12 protein-coding genes are annotated in these 14,116 nt (G+C 71.2%); 10 read left to right on the top strand and 2 right to left on the bottom strand.

The features are described 5' to 3' along the window. Window positions 1–8: 8 nt before the first annotated feature. On the top strand, window positions 9–1,400 hold the full coding sequence (locus tag OG510_RS10580; protein ID WP_406136539.1) for a sensor histidine kinase: 1,392 nt from the start codon (window positions 9–11) through the stop codon (window positions 1,398–1,400). Continuing rightward, the gene (locus OG510_RS10575; RefSeq protein ID WP_406136538.1) at window positions 1,390–2,031 is read left to right on the top strand and encodes a response regulator; all 642 of its coding nucleotides are present in this window, start codon (window positions 1,390–1,392) and stop codon (window positions 2,029–2,031) included. The genes OG510_RS10580 and OG510_RS10575 overlap by 11 nt, the downstream gene beginning before the upstream one ends. A gap of 157 nt (window positions 2,032–2,188) precedes the next feature. Here OG510_RS10575 and glgX read toward each other — a convergent pair whose 3' ends face one another. Next, a complete protein-coding gene (glgX, locus tag OG510_RS10570) occupies window positions 2,189–4,525 on the bottom strand; it encodes a glycogen debranching protein GlgX (protein ID WP_406136537.1) in 2,337 nt (778 codons plus the stop codon). A 150-nt stretch (window positions 4,526–4,675) separates the two neighbouring features. On the opposite strand from glgX, the gene OG510_RS10565 reads away from it, so the two are divergent. The 8 genes from OG510_RS10565 (at window position 4,676) to OG510_RS10530 (ending at window position 12,340) form a co-directional block, all read left to right on the top strand. After that, window positions 4,676–5,878, top strand: coding sequence for an Ig-like domain-containing protein (locus OG510_RS10565; protein WP_406136536.1), 1,203 nt, complete (start codon window positions 4,676–4,678; stop codon window positions 5,876–5,878). A 218-nt stretch (window positions 5,879–6,096) separates the two neighbouring features. Next, window positions 6,097–7,347 (top strand): Ig-like domain-containing protein, encoded by a 1,251-nt coding sequence (locus OG510_RS10560; RefSeq protein WP_406136535.1) that lies wholly within the window; start codon window positions 6,097–6,099, stop codon window positions 7,345–7,347. Between the two features lie 103 nt (window positions 7,348–7,450). Further along, window positions 7,451–8,218 carry an enoyl-CoA hydratase/isomerase family protein gene (locus OG510_RS10555; protein ID WP_406136533.1) on the top strand — a complete coding sequence of 256 codons (768 nt, stop codon included), beginning with the start codon at window positions 7,451–7,453 and terminating at the stop codon, window positions 8,216–8,218. A 221-nt stretch (window positions 8,219–8,439) separates the two neighbouring features. Continuing rightward, window positions 8,440–8,955: an ATP-binding protein gene (locus OG510_RS10550; protein ID WP_164265777.1), complete on the top strand. Its 516-nt coding sequence runs from the start codon at window positions 8,440–8,442 to the stop codon at window positions 8,953–8,955. A gap of 273 nt (window positions 8,956–9,228) precedes the next feature. Beyond that, entirely contained in the window at window positions 9,229–10,023 is a 795-nt protein-coding gene (locus tag OG510_RS10545) for a polysaccharide deacetylase family protein (RefSeq protein ID WP_406142356.1), read from the top strand. After that, a complete protein-coding gene (locus OG510_RS10540; protein WP_406136532.1) occupies window positions 10,020–11,228 on the top strand; it encodes a YncE family protein in 1,209 nt (402 codons plus the stop codon). Before OG510_RS10545 ends, OG510_RS10540 begins: the two co-directional genes overlap by 4 nt. Before the next feature lie 56 nt (window positions 11,229–11,284). Beyond that, entirely contained in the window at window positions 11,285–11,497 is a 213-nt protein-coding gene (locus OG510_RS10535) for an EF-hand domain-containing protein (protein WP_406136531.1), read from the top strand. A gap of 120 nt (window positions 11,498–11,617) precedes the next feature. Beyond that, window positions 11,618–12,340 (top strand): ANTAR domain-containing protein, encoded by a 723-nt coding sequence (locus OG510_RS10530; protein ID WP_406136530.1) that lies wholly within the window; start codon window positions 11,618–11,620, stop codon window positions 12,338–12,340. Window positions 12,341–12,423: 83 nt separating this feature from the next. Here the strand turns inward: OG510_RS10530 and OG510_RS10525 are convergent, their stop codons facing one another. After that, window positions 12,424–13,629, bottom strand: coding sequence for a glycoside hydrolase family 64 protein (locus OG510_RS10525; RefSeq protein WP_406142355.1), 1,206 nt, complete (start codon window positions 13,627–13,629; stop codon window positions 12,424–12,426). Window positions 13,630–14,116 lie beyond the last annotated feature (487 nt).

Raw genomic sequence — 14,116 nt, 5'->3', positions numbered from 1 at the left:
CTGGATGGATGACATCGGACCTGACGGGCCCCGCCGCCCGGCCCGGCCCGGAGGCCGCGCCCCTGGCCGCCGCGCCCCTGGCCGAGTCTCCGGCCGCCGAGCCCCTGGCCGGCGAGTCCCTGACCGCCGGCCCCCCGGCCGCCGCGCCCCTGGCCGGCGCCAGGGTGGGCACCGGGTGGGCGGCCTTCCACCGCTACGGCCCGTACGCGCTGCTCGGCATCGCCACCCTCGCCGCCTGCGCCACCGCCCGCGCGCTGCACATGAGCCGGTACGAACTGGCCGCGGCCGCGGCCCTCACCGTCGCCGGTGCCGTGCTCCAGCTGTGGTGGGGCCACGCGGCCCGCACCCGGCCGGAGCCCTCGAAGGCCGGTGCCTGCTACTACGCGCTGCACTGGGCGCTCGCCTTCGCGCTGACCTGGCTGAACCCCTTCTACGCGTTCTACGCGGTCACCGGCTACTTCGGCGCGGAGCGGCTGCTGCCCCGCCGGCTGGTACGGATCGGGCTGCTCGCCACCGCCGTCACCATGTCGGGCTCCCAGTCCGGTGGGCTGCCGCCCGACGGCCCCGTGGGCTGGGTGGTCTTCGGCGCGCTCTTCGGCGTCAACGTCACCCTGGTCATCGTCTTCACCCATCTCGCAGCCCTGGAGGACGAGCGCGCCGTGGAGCAGGCCGAGACCATCCGCGAGCTGGAGCACACCAACGTCCGCCTCCAGCAGGCGCTCGACGAGAACGCCGCCCTGCACGCCCAGCTCCTGGTCCAGGCACGGGAGGCCGGCGTCGCCGACGAGCGCCGCAGGCTGGCCGCCGAGATCCACGACACCATCGCGCAGGGGCTGGCCGGCATCATCACCCAGCTCCAGGTGGTCTCTGTCACCAGGACCCCCGACGCCGCCCGCGAACACCTCGCCCGCGCCCAGGAACTGGCCCGCCACAGTCTGGGCGAGGCCCGCCGCTCCGTGCAGAACCTCAGCCCGGTCGCCCTGACCGACGACTCACTCCCGGAAGCGCTCAAGAAGCTGGTCGCCCAGTGGTCGGCGGAGACGGGCGTCCGCGCCGGGTTCACCGTCACCGGCACCGTCGAACCGCTCCACGACGAGGTGGAGGCCACCCTGCTCCGGATCGCCCAGGAAGCCCTCGCCAACACCGGACGGCACGCCGGAGCGGCCCGGGTCGGGGTCACCCTCTCGTACATGGACGGCGAGATGACCCTGGACGTACGCGACGACGGCCGCGGTTTCGACCCGCTCGCCCTGCCGCCGCGCAGCGCCGAAGGCGGCTTCGGCCTCGGCGGGATGTGCGCCCGCGCCGAACGGATCGCGGGCACGGTCGCGGTCGAGTCCGAATTGGGGCACGGCACAGCGGTGTCGGCTCGCGTACCTTTGGTCCGCCATGAACTCTGACGTCATCACCCTGCTGATCGTCGACGACCACCCGGTGGTCCGGGACGGTCTGCGCGGCATGTTCACCGACGCCCCCGGCTTCCAGGTGCTCGGCGAGGCCGCCGACGGCGTCACGGCCGTCGAGCTGACCGGACGGCTCGACCCCGACGTGGTCCTCATGGACCTGCGGATGCCGGGCGGCAACGGCGTGGACGCCATCGCCGAGCTGACCCGCCGCGGCAGCCGCGCCAAGGTGCTCGTCCTGACGACGTACGACACGGACTCCGACACCCTCCCGGCCATCGAGGCGGGCGCCACCGGCTACCTCCTCAAGGACGCCCCGCGCGACGAACTCTTCACCGCGGTACGGGCCGCTGCCGACGGCCGTACGGTGCTGTCCCCGGCGGTCGCCTCCCGGCTGGTCTCCCGGGTGCGCACCCCGGCGGCGCCGGGCCACGACGCGCTGAGCACCCGCGAACGTGAGGTGCTCGTGCTGGTCGCCAGGGGCACGTCCAACCGCGACATCGCCCGTGAGCTGTTCATCAGCGAGGCGACCGTCAAGACCCATCTGACCCATATCTACGGGAAACTGGACGTCAAGGACCGGGCGGCGGCGGTCGCGGTGGCGTACGACCGCAAGATCCTCGGCTGAGACCGGGACCGGGACCGGGACCGGGACCGGGACCGGCACCGGCACCGGCACCGGCACCGGCACCGGCACCGGCACCGGCACCGGCACCGGCACCGGCACCGGCACCGGGGCTGGGACTCAGGCCGAATCCGGGCGGGCCCGCCCGGCACGGCCCGCCTCAGGTCCGCACCTTCAGCAGCAGCACCGACCGGGCCGGGACCGTGAGTACGGCGCCGCCCCGGTGCAGGGTGCCGGGCGCCGCGCTCTGGTCCTCCAGCGAGGTGTCGACGAGCAGTTCGTAGGAGTCGGCCCACGGGGCCCCGGGCAGCAGGAAGTCCACCGGGTGCTCCGCCGAGTGCAGCACCGTCAGGAAGCTGTCGTCGGTGATCCGCTCGCCCCTGGCGTCCCGGCCGGGGATGTCGCCCCCCGAGAGATAGACGCCGAGCGTGGCCGTGGGCGCGTACCAGTCCTGCTCCGTCATCTCCCGGCCGTACGGGGTGAACCAGGCGAGGTCGCGCAGCCCGTCCACCGCCCGCGCCCCGGAGAAGAACGCCCGGCGCCGCAGCACCGGATGGGCGTGGCGCAGCGCCAGCAGCCGGGACGTGAGGCCGAGCAGCATCCGCGGACCCGGCTCGTCGAGCAGGCTCCAGTCGACCCAGCTGACCTCGTTGTCCTGGCAGTACGCGTTGTTGTTGCCGCCCTGCGTCCGCCCCATCTCGTCACCCGCGACGAGCATCGGCACCCCGGTCGACACCAGCAGCGTCGTCAGCAGCGAACGCAGCTGGCGCCGGCGCAGCGCGCCGACCTCCGGGTCGTCGGTCCCGCCCTCGGCGCCGCAGTTCCACGACCGGTTGTCGTCGGTGCCGTCCCGGTTGTCCTCGCCGTTGGCCTCGTTGTGCTTGTGCTGGTACGAGACCAGGTCGCGCAGGGTGAACCCGTCGTGCGCCGTGATGAAGTTGATGGACGCCTGCGGCCGCCGCCCGCCCCACGCGTACAGATCGCTCGATCCGGACAGCCGGTACCCCAGATCACGTACGTCGGGCAGCGCGCCCCGCCAGAAGTCCCGCACCGCGTCCCGGTAGCGGTCGTTCCACTCCGTCCAAAGCGGCGGGAAGGCGCCCACCTGGTAGCCGCCGCTGCCCACGTCCCACGGCTCGGCGATCAGCTTCACCCGCCGCAGCACCGGGTCCTGGGCGATCACCGCGAGGAACGGCGAGAGCATGTCGACGTCGTGGAAGGACCGGGCCAGCGCCGCCGCCAGATCGAAGCGGAAGCCGTCCACGCCCATCTCGGTGACCCAGTAGCGCAGCGAGTCCGTGATGAGCCGCAGCACATGGGGCTGCACCACCTGCAGGGTGTTGCCGCAGCCGGTGTAGTCGGCGTACCGGCGCGGGTCGTCCTGGAGCCGGTAGTAGCCGCGGTTGTCGATCCCGCGCAAGGACAGCATCGGGCCCAGCTCGCCCGCCTCAGCCGTGTGGTTGTAGACGACGTCGAGAATGACCTCGATCCCGGCGGCGTGCAGCGCCTGCACCATCCTCTTGAACTCGCCGACCTGCTCGCCGCCGGCCCCGGACGCCGCGTACCCGGCGTGCGGGGCGAAGTAGCCGACCGAGTTGTAGCCCCAGTAGTTCCGCAGCCCCCGCCGCAGCAGATGGTCCTCGTGCGCGAACTGGTGGACCGGCAGCAGCTCGACCGCCGTCACCCCGAGCCGTACGAGATGGCCGATCGCCGCCGGGTGCGCCAGACCCGCGTACGTCCCGCGCAGCTCCTCCGGGACCCCGGGGTGCCGTTTGGTGAAGCCGCGCACATGCAGTTCGTAGATGACGGTGTCCGCCCAGGGCGTCTTGGGCCGCAGGTCGTCCGCCCACTCGTCGCCCGGGGTGTCGTCGTGGACGACGACGCCCTTGGGGACGTACGGCGCTGAGTCCCGCTCGTCGCGCACGGTGTCGGCGACCGCCTGGTCGGGCCAGTCCCTGACGTGTCCGTACACCTCGGGCGGCAGCCGGAACTCGCCGTCCACGGCGCGCGCGTACGGGTCGAGGAGCAGTTTCGCCGCATTCCAGCGGGCCCCCGTCCACGGATCCCAGCGGCCCCTGACCCGGTAGCCGTACCGCTGCCCGGGCCGCACCCCGGGCAGGAACCCGTGCCAGATCTCATGGGTCAGCTCGGCCAGCTCGCAGCGGGTCTCACGGCCCGCGCTGTCGAAGAGGCAGAGCTCGACGGCTTCGGCGCCCCCCGCCCAGAGCGCGAAATTGGTCCCCGCGACCCCGTCGGGGCCCACCCGGTAGCGCGCGCCCAGCGGCACGGGCGTACCGGGCCACACGGTCACCGCGTCCTGCCCTGCGGCAGACACCGTCCCCGGCCCGGCGGAAGGCCCCAGGTCCGGCACGGTCACGGTGTCGGGCACCGCCCCGGTCGCGGCCTCCCGCACCACGTCGGGCTCCCCTTCGGGCACCGCATCGGGTACGGCCCGCACCGTCTCCGGTACGGTCTCCTGCTCGGCTGCGCTCGACACCTGTCGGCCTCCCGCGGCTCATCGGGACCGGCGGCGCGTCGGGCCACGGCGTCCCGGCCGCGGCTCCTCGCATGGTCCTCGCTCTTGTTCTGCCCGCAACAACCGGCAATCTCACGTTTCCCTCGCAGGGGGGTGGTCGTTGAGCGGTCCGTGAGACAACTGACAAAGCGGACACGGGCGGGCGTCGCTGCCACGCTGGTATGGGCGGCACTGATGGCCGGTACGGCGGGATGCGACTCCTTCTCCGACGGAAAACCGCGCGCCCCGGAAGACGCGATCCAAGTGATGCCGGACGACGGCGCGAAGAACATCGGCGCGCGCGACAAGGTCGAGGTACGGGTACCGGACGGGCGGCGGCTCGAACAGGTCACGGTCTACAGCGTCATGGACGGGCACCGCGAGGTGCTCCCCGGCAGCCTCTCGGACGACGGCAGGAGCTGGAAGCCGGACGGCGGCCGGCTGGGCCTCGCGTCCGAGTACTCCGTGGACGCGGTGGCATCCGACGGGGACGGCCACACCCTGGCCCGCCACACCACCTTCACCACCTTCGTCCCGCCGCACCGCTTCATCGGCTACTTCACACCGGAGAACGCCTCGACCGTCGGCACCGGCATGATCGTTTCCTTCAACTTCAACCGGCCCGTCGAGAACCGGGCGGCCGTGGAGCGGGCGATCCACGTCACCGCCACCCCTTCGGTACCGGTCGGGGGCCACTGGTTCGGCAAGAGCCGGCTGGACTTCCGTCCGAGCGCGTACTGGAAGCCGGGCACCCGGGTCTCCGTCGGGATGCGGCTGCGCGACGTACAGGCGGCGCCCGGGGTGTACGGGATCCAGCAGAAGACCATCGGCTTCACGGTGGGCCGCTCCCAGGTCTCGCTGGTCGACGCCGCGGCGCACACCATGACGGTACGCCGCGACGGCGCGGTCCTGACGACTCTGCCAGTCACCGCGGGCGCCGCCAAACACACCACGTACAACGGCAGGATGGTCGTCATGGAGAAGCACGCCGTGACCCGGATGAACGGCCGGACGGTCGGCTTCGGCGGCGAGTACGACATCCCGGACGTCCCGCACGCGATGCGGCTGACCAACTCGGGGACCTTCCTGCACGGCAACTACTGGGCGCCCGCCCGTACCTTCGGCACCTCCAACACCAGTCACGGCTGCGTCGGGCTGCGCGATGTGCGCGGCGGCAGCGCCAGTTCCCCGGCCGGCTGGCTCTACGACCACACGCTGATCGGCGATGTGGTCGAGGTCGTCAACTCACCGGACACGAAGGTCGCCCCTGACAACGGGCTCAGCGGCTGGAACCTGGACTGGGCCCACTGGAAGTCCGGCTCCGCGCTCGGCTAGGGCGTGATCCAGGTCAGGTGCGTACGGTCCCCGCTGCGCCTGCCCGGCGTACCCCCATGACCTGCGCGCCCGCGCCCGGTTGGAACGGAACGGTGACATTGCCGGGGAGACCGGTGGGCCCGTGCTGCGATTATTCTGTGCCCCAGTGCGCGCGGACACGGCGCGCGGGGGTACGTGCACCGGCGGCGCCGGGATGTGCGCGAGGGGAGACCACCATCTTGAACGGGCGACCGATATCGGGGACATCGGCCGGCGGGCGGCCCGCGCGCGGGCCGTGGCGCGCGGGACGCGCACTGCCGGCTCTGCTGCTGGGCACGCTGCTGCTCGTCACGGCGTGCGGCGGTTCGGGCGGCGGCAGCGGTGACAAGGCGGAACAGGGCGCGGCCAAGGAGGCGGAGTCCACGGCATCGCAGGCCGTCGTGACGGTGTCTCCGAAGGACGGCGCCGAGTCGGTGGCCACCAGCGACGCGCTGAAGGTCACGGCGGACAAGGGCCGGCTGACCTCCGTCACGGTCAAGGACGCCAAGGGCAACGAGGTCCCGGGCCGGATCGCGGCGGGCGGCGCCGGCTGGCAGCCGCTCCAGCATCTGCCCGCCGCCACCAGGTTCAAGGTGCACGCGGTCGCCAAGGACGCCAAGGGCCGGGAGTCGGCGAAGGACACGTCCTTCACCACGCTGGTGCCGAAGAACACCTTCGTCGGGCAGTACACACCGGAGGACGGCGCGACGGTCGGTGTCGGGATGCCGGTCTCGATCCACTTCACCCGGGGGATCACGCACCCCGCGGACGTCGAGGACGCGATCAAGGTGACGGCCGATCCCGCCGTGCCGGTCGAGGGCCACTGGTTCGGCAACGACCGCCTCGACATCCGCCCCGAGAAGTACTGGGCGGCCGGCACCAAGGTGACGGTGAAGCTGAACCTCGACGGGGTCGAGGGCCGGCCCGGCGTGTACGGGAAGCAGACCAGGACCGTGAAGTTCACCGTGGGCCGCTCCATGGTCTCCACGGTGGACGCGGACAAGCACACCATGAAGGTCGTCAAGGACGGCAAGCTGATCAGGACCATCCCGATCAGCGCGGGCGCCCCGGCGACCACGACGTACAACGGCCAGATGGTCATCAGCGAGAAGTACGCGGTGACCCGGATGAACGGCGCCACGGTCGGCTTCGGCGGTGAGTACGACATCAAGGACGTGCCGCACGCGATGCGCCTGTCGGACTCCGGCACCTTCGTGCACGGCAACTACTGGGCGGGGACCAGCACGTTCGGCGCCGCCAACACCAGCCACGGCTGTGTCGGCCTGCACGATGTGCGCGGCGGCTGGAGCAAGGAGACCCCGGCGGCCTGGTACTACAACAGGTCGATCGTCGGTGACGTGGTGATCGTCAAGAACTCGCACGACCGGACGATCCAGCCGGACAACGGGCTCAACGGCTGGAACATGTCCTGGGCGGACTGGAAGAAGTAACACGCGCGAAGCAACACGCCGGAGGCGAACCCTCCCCGCGGCCCGGTGCACTGTGACCAAGTGCACCGGGCCGCACCGCGTTAGCCGCCGTTAACCTGCTGTCATGACAGTCACCCTCGAAGTCTCCGAAGGCGTCGGCACCATCCTTCTGGACCGCCCGCCGATGAACGCACTCAACGTCGCCATCCAGGACCGGCTCCGCGAGCTCGCCGAAGAGGTGTCCCACCGCGACGACGTACGCGCCGTGGTGCTCTACGGCGGCGAGAAGGTGTTCGCCGCCGGAGCGGACATCAAGGAGATGCAGGTCATGGACCATGCGGCGATGGTCGTACGCTCCCGGGCCCTGCAGGAATCCTTCACCGCGGTGGCCCGCATCCCCAAGCCCGTGGTCGCCGCGGTCACCGGCTACGCGCTGGGCGGCGGCTGCGAACTGGCGCTCTGCGCCGACTTCCGTATCGCGGCCGACAACGCCAAGCTCGGCCAGCCGGAGATCCTGCTCGGTCTGATCCCCGGCGCCGGCGGCACCCAGCGGCTCTCCCGGCTGATCGGCCCGTCCAAGGCCAAGGACCTGATCTTCACCGGCCGTCAGGTCAAGGCGCCCGAGGCGCTCACTCTCGGTCTGGTCGACCGGGTCGTCCCGGCGGCCGAGGTGTACGAGCAGGCGCACGCCTGGGCGGCCCGGCTCGCCCAGGGCCCCGCCATCGCACTGCGCGCCGCCAAGGAATCCGTCGACGCGGGCCTGGAGACGGATCTCGACACCGGACTCGCCGTCGAACGCACCTGGTTCGCCGGTCTCTTCGCCACGGAGGACCGCGAACGCGGCATGCGCAGCTTCGTCGAAGAGGGCCCCGGCAAGGCCAAGTTCCGCTGACGCGTACCCGGTTGGGTGGATTAGCTGCGCCTTAAGAGAACCTTAAGGAGTGAGTGATCTTGGTCCTTGAATTTCGTTCATGAGGATGGATCCTTCGCAGCTCAGGGCGGGTGTGACGGCCCTTGCAATGCCAAGCGCATATGCCAGAGAGTAGGGTGCCCGACCCCGGAATGCAGTTGCGGATTCCCCCGGAACGGCCCCGGAGGCCGCTTCGGCCCGCCATGATGGGGGGCATGGCGGGCCTGGAGGGTGTGGAACAACCGCGGCAGCGCGCTCGTGCGGATGTCGCGCGATGCGTACCGGCCGTTGAGGACGAACAGGCTCTGAAGGCACTGGAGTTGTTCGGCAGTCCAACGGAGGGCGAGGTGCGTCTGGCATCCCGCCCGGAGTCCGCGGCGACCGCGCGGCGGCTCACCCAGGGCGTCGTACTGCGTCAGTGGGGGCTCTCGCCGCAGACCGCCGAGCACGCGGTGTTACTGGTGTCGGAGCTGGTCGGAAACGCGGTCCGCCATACCGGCGCCCGGGTCTTCGGGCTCCGGATGCTGCGCCGCAGGGGCTGGATCCGGGTCGAGGTGCGCGATCCGTCGCGCGGGCTGCCCTGTCTGATGCCGGTCCAGCCGATGGATGTCAGCGGCCGCGGTCTCTTCCTGGTCGACAAGCTCTCGGACCGCTGGGGGGTGGACCTGCTGCCGCGCGGCAAGACCACCTGGTTCGAGATGCGGGTCGTCGACCGCTAGCCGTGCCGACTCGGGCGAGCCCTGTGGCCCGGGCCGCTCACCGCCGGTGTGCCACCCGGTTGCACCCAAGCCGGACCCCGGCGTGGCTACTGCGAATCTCAGGTGAAGTGGGCATTCCGCCTGTAAATCTACGAACGCGTGCGGGGCGGGGTGGCTGAATTGTCGGATCCGGTCGCGGTTGGCCGCGTCTGAGGGTCTCGTGTCACCGGCCGAGGGGGACGGGCAAAAAGGGCTGGTTCAGGCGATTCCTCATTAAATGGTCGCGTGACTGAGATGAGCCGCCGCAGCGCACTGCGGGCAGGAGCCGGCGTGGCCGTCGCCGGGACGTTCGCCGCCGGGTGTTCCGGTGGCGGCGCACCCGCCGCGGCGCCGTCCCCGGCCGGGGCCCGCCCGTCGAGTTCCCCCTCAGGGCCCGCGAAATCCGCGGCCCCGCTGCACGCCCCGGCCCCCCTCGCCTTCACCGGGCAGCCGGTCCAGATCGCGAACGGCCCGCGCGGCCGCCCCCGGGTCGCGCTCACCTTTCACGGCCAGGGGGATCCCGGCGTCGCCAAGTCCGTACTCGCCGAGGCGGAACGGGCCGGTGCCCACGTCACCGTCCTCGCCGTCGGCACCTGGCTCGACGCGTACCCGGCGATGGCCCGCCGGATCCTCGACGGCGGCCACGACCTCGGCAACCACACGCTCCACCACACCTCCATCTCGGCGATGAGCGAGCGTGAGGCGTACGCCGAGATCACCGGCTGCGCCGACCGGCTGCGGCGGCTCACCGGCTCCATCGGCACCTGGTTCCGCCCCTCGCGCACCCAGTACGCGACCCCCCTGGTCCAGCGGCTCGCGGGACGTGCGGGCTATCCGCACGTGCTCTCGTACGACACCGACTCGCTGGACTACACCTCGCCCGGCACCGCGGCCGTCGTCCGCAACGTCACCGGTGCGGTACGGCCCGGCTCGGTGGTCTCGATGCACTTCGGCTACGCGGACACGGTCGCCGCGCTGCCCGCCATCCTCGACGCCTTCGACCGCCGCGGGCTGCACGCGGTGACCACTACGGAGCTGCTGACCTCATGATCACCACACGCACCACAGGGCTCTTCGCCGCCGCCGTCGCCACCGGCCTCACCGTCGCCCTCGCCGGCTGCGGGTCGTCCGGCGGGACCGGCCGCCACGCACACCCGGCCGCCACCACGACCACCAGGGCGGCCGCAGCGCCGCGCGGCACCGCGGTGCGGTCGGCGCACCCCGCGCCGCTGGCCGGTATGCCGCCGGTCCTCGACCCCAAGGACCTGTACGCGGCGGACCGGCCCGGCAAACTCTCGCCCGTCGTGCGGAAGTTCCCGTCCCTGGTCTACGTACCGAACACCGAATCCAACACGGTCAACGTGATCGACCCCAAGACGTACAAGATCATCCGCACCATCCCGGTAGGGGTGGAGCCGCAGCACGTCGTGCCCTCCTGGGACCTGAAGACCCTCTGGGTCAACAACGACCTCGGCAACTCGCTCACCCCGATCAATCCGGCGAACGGCAAGGTGGGGAAGACACTCGCCGTGCACGACCCGTACAACCTCTACTTCACGCCCAACGGCAAGTACGCCATCGTCATGGCCTCGCAGGACCGCCAGCTCGTCTTCCGGGACCCGCACACCATGAAGATCAAGAAGACCGTCCCGGTGACGTGCGCGGGCGTCAACCACGCGGACTTCTCGGCCGACGGGCGGTTCTTCATCGTCTCCTGCGAGTTCTCCGGCGAACTGCTCAAGGTCGACACCGAGAAGATGAAGGTGGTCGGCCAGCAGAAACTGCCCTTCAAGGGGGCGATGCCGCAGGACGTGAAGATCTCGCCGGACGGCCGGACCTTCTACATCGCGGACATGATGGCCGACGGGATCTGGGTGCTCCCCGCGGACAAGTTCACCACCCCGAAGCTGATGCACACGGGCAAGGGCTGCCACGGGCTCTACATCAGCCGTGACTCCAAGGAGATGTACATCTCCAACCGGGGCGAGGGCACCATCTCGGTTTTCGGCTTCCCGCAGAACAAACTCATCAAGAAGTGGTCCCTGCCCGGCGGCGGCAGCCCCGACATGGGCGGTGTGTCGGCCGACGGCAAGGTGCTCTGGCTGACCGGCCGCTACAACGCGGAGGTGTACGCGATCGACACCACCAGCGGCAAGCAGCTCGCCCGCATCCCGGTCGGCAGCGGCCCGCACGGACTCGCGGTCTACCCGCAGCCCGGCCGCTACTCGCTGGGCCACACCGGGATCTTCCGCTAGTGCCGTCCGGGCTAATCTGACTTCCGTCAGACATGTACCGGGAAGGGATGGACCCAGTGGCGGACATAGAAGAGGCCCGCAAGGCGTTCGAGCGGCTCGACGTGGACGGCGACGGCCGGATCACGGCGAGCGAGTACAAGAGCGTCATGGCGCAGCTCGGTGACTTCCACGTGACCGAGACCGTGGCTCAGTCCCTCATCAGGTCCAAGGACGCCAACGGCGACGGCAGGCTCTCCTTCGACGAGTTCTGGGCGGCGCTGAACAAGTAGCACGTCTGTACGCGGCCCCCGGCGCCAACGGTGCCGGGGGCCGTCGTGCTGTACGGCCGCAGCGCACCGCCTCCGCGCACCGCCCCCGGGCACGGTCAAGCCTGGGTAATCTGGCCCGACATGGACCGGGAACAGCAGTGGATGCGCAGCGCCTACGGACTCGCTGTCGTCGCGGCCGACGCGGCACGGGCTCCTTCTCTCCTGCGGGAGTTGGGCCGTGAGTGCGCCGGGCTGCTGGAGCTCTCGGCGGCCGCAGTGCTGCCGGCCGGGGCCGACGGGACTGCCGGGACTGTGGGGACCGACGGGACCGACCCGGCCGGCCGGGCTCTCACCGGCGAGCAGGCCGCCGAGTGTCTGCGCGACGACCGCGTGCTGCCCAACATCGACGTACGGGAACAGGCCCCGCGCCGCCCCGGGTTGACCGGAAGCGCGCCGGACGGCGGCCGCACTCTCGTCACGCTGCTGCCGCTGCACGACAGCGCCGGCCGCCCACGCGCCGTGCTCCAGCTGTTCAGCGGTGACCGTGAGCTGTCCGTGACCGAGATCGAGGCCGCCCGGCAACTGGGCGACCTGGCCATGCTGCTCCGGGAGCAGAGCGACGAACTCCACGGCCTGCGGGAGACCGCAGGCCAGCTGAGCCGGGCACTCGACAGCAGAGTCGTCATCGAGCAGGCCAAGGGCATGCTCGCCGAACAGCTGCGGACCGGCACCGGGGAGGCGTTCGACGTCCTGCGCGGCCACGCGCGGTCCCACCGGCTGAAGGTCGCCGACGTGGCCCGTGCGGTCGTCGGCCGCGAACTGCGCCTGGGCGGGCCGCCCCCGGACCGGGCCGACACCGGATGACGGGCAGGGAGAAGGGCGCGGTCCCGGGGGTGTCCCCGCCGGAGTCCGCGCCCCTCTCCCGTCCCGTCATCCGTACCGGCAGGTCAGGACCCGACGGACACCGTGAACCGGACCGGATTGCCGTCGTTCGCCGCGCCCGACACATCGGGCTGGCCGTCGGGGACCACGTCGTCGTACGGGAAGGCGTACCCGATCGGCGAGTTGGCGTGCAGCACCCGCGCCCAGTGGTTGGTGACGTCGCCCTGGTAGTAGTCGGCGGCTGTCGTGCCGTTCGGCTGGCTGGGGTGGGTGAGCATGATCGACCGGTTGAACCCGGCGGCGATCCTGGCGAGCAGCGCCTTCTTGTCGTCCGGGTCGCCCGGGTTGTTGGCGAAGGGGCCGTCGTTGCAGGTGAAGATGGCCTTCGAGTCGGGCTTGCCGAAGGTGTGGCCGCCGTCGAAGGTCAGGGTGTCGCCGCTCACCCGGCCCTTCAGACTGCCCTTGCCGCCCTGCAGGTCGATGGTGAGGTCGGTGGAGCTGTACTTCTCCCAGACCTGGTCCACGTACCCGGTCCACAGGTCGCCGAACGGCATCGCGTCGGGGGAGGCGGACGCCATCAGGTTCTGCGGCGAGATCACCCGCAGCACCTTGCCGTCCGAGCCGCGGATGACCAGCTTGTCCCAGGGCTGGCCGTCCTTGGCCGCCTGGTCCGTGAGATCCGCGGCGATCTTGTCGACCGCGCCGTCGGGGAGCGGCGCGACGGTGTGATCGGCGTCGCCGGTGAGGGAGAGCCCGATGGGGACCGAGGTCACCAGGTCGACGTAGGAGATGTTGGCGTACAGCTGGTCCGGGTTGAAGGTGAACTCGCAGAATGACCAGGTGCGGCCGTAGTTCGGGTCCGCCTGGGTGGCGAAGGCCGGTTCGACCAGGGCGGGGCCCGGGTTCAGGAAGAAGTCGAGCTTGTCGTCCCGTACGAAGTAGACGCGGGCGCCGTACATCTGAGGAAGCGTCAGGGTGACCGCTCCCGCGCCCGCGGCTTTCAGCGGGATGGCGCAGTCGACGGGCAGCGGGGTCTGCGGGGCCGACGGCGACTCGGGGTGGTAGACGCTGCCGTCGGCGCGCAACAGGACCCACTGGTCGGTGCCCTGTTCGTGGCCGGTGACATACGCGTTGACGTTGCCGGGCAACGACTTGTTCTCCAGGGCCAGTTCACATGTGGCGGCGGAGGCCGACGCGCGGGGACTCAGTGCGCTTCCCCAGGCGGGGTAGGTGAGGGCGGTGGCGGTCGCCGCGGCGCCGGTCAGGAACATTCTGCGGGATATCACGCATGTCTCCTGTGGTCTGTGGGGGGCGGAGCACGGGAGGCGGGTGGAGCTGTGGGGGGTGGCCTCCCGTTGGCCCATACTGTTGCGACGCCAGGGGAGTTGGTCAAGACCTATGGCTGAGAGCGCTCTCATATTCTTCTCCGCCTTCACCACTTGAAGGCGGAGAAGGCAGGCATCCGGGCGGGAAGCGGGCAGGGCATCCGGGCGTGCGGGCACGGCATCGGGGTCTGCGGGCACGGCATCCGGGCGTACGGGTGCGGCGTCGGTAGGCGAATGCACGCATGCCGGTGCGCGGGCGGCAGGCGCGGGCGCCGAGTGCGGGCGGGATCGCCAAGGCGCTCGCCGCTGCCCCGCGCGAGCGCCCCGCTGCCTTCCGGGTCCCGATCCGCATCGATTCCTAGGGCGTGTCCGCAAAGTCGCGTCGTCGCCCGCAGGGCGGGCGCGCGGCGTCCGGTGCGTGCTCTCGGCGTGC

The sequence above is a fragment of the Streptomyces sp. NBC_01089 genome (assembly GCF_045162975.1).
GTDB lineage: Bacteria > Actinomycetota > Actinomycetes > Streptomycetales > Streptomycetaceae > Streptomyces.
The sequence above is the reverse complement of the archived record's forward strand: the minus strand, read 5'-3'. Positions and strand labels throughout refer to the sequence as shown.

Excerpts from the sequence above, each read along its gene's own strand:
- OG510_RS10580 (WP_406136539.1), top strand. The coding sequence starts at position 9 with ATGACATCGGACCTGACGGGCCCCGCCGCCCGGCCCGGCCCGGAGGCC.
- OG510_RS10575 (WP_406136538.1), top strand. The coding sequence starts at position 1,390 with ATGAACTCTGACGTCATCACCCTGCTGATCGTCGACGACCACCCGGTG.
- OG510_RS10555 (WP_406136533.1), top strand. The coding sequence starts at position 7,451 with ATGACAGTCACCCTCGAAGTCTCCGAAGGCGTCGGCACCATCCTTCTG.
- OG510_RS10550 (WP_164265777.1), top strand. The coding sequence starts at position 8,440 with ATGATGGGGGGCATGGCGGGCCTGGAGGGTGTGGAACAACCGCGGCAG.
- OG510_RS10545 (WP_406142356.1), top strand. The coding sequence starts at position 9,229 with ATGAGCCGCCGCAGCGCACTGCGGGCAGGAGCCGGCGTGGCCGTCGCC.
- OG510_RS10540 (WP_406136532.1), top strand. The coding sequence starts at position 10,020 with ATGATCACCACACGCACCACAGGGCTCTTCGCCGCCGCCGTCGCCACC.
- OG510_RS10530 (WP_406136530.1), top strand. The coding sequence starts at position 11,618 with ATGGACCGGGAACAGCAGTGGATGCGCAGCGCCTACGGACTCGCTGTC.
- OG510_RS10525 (WP_406142355.1), bottom strand. The coding sequence starts at position 13,629 with ATGTTCCTGACCGGCGCCGCGGCGACCGCCACCGCCCTCACCTACCCC.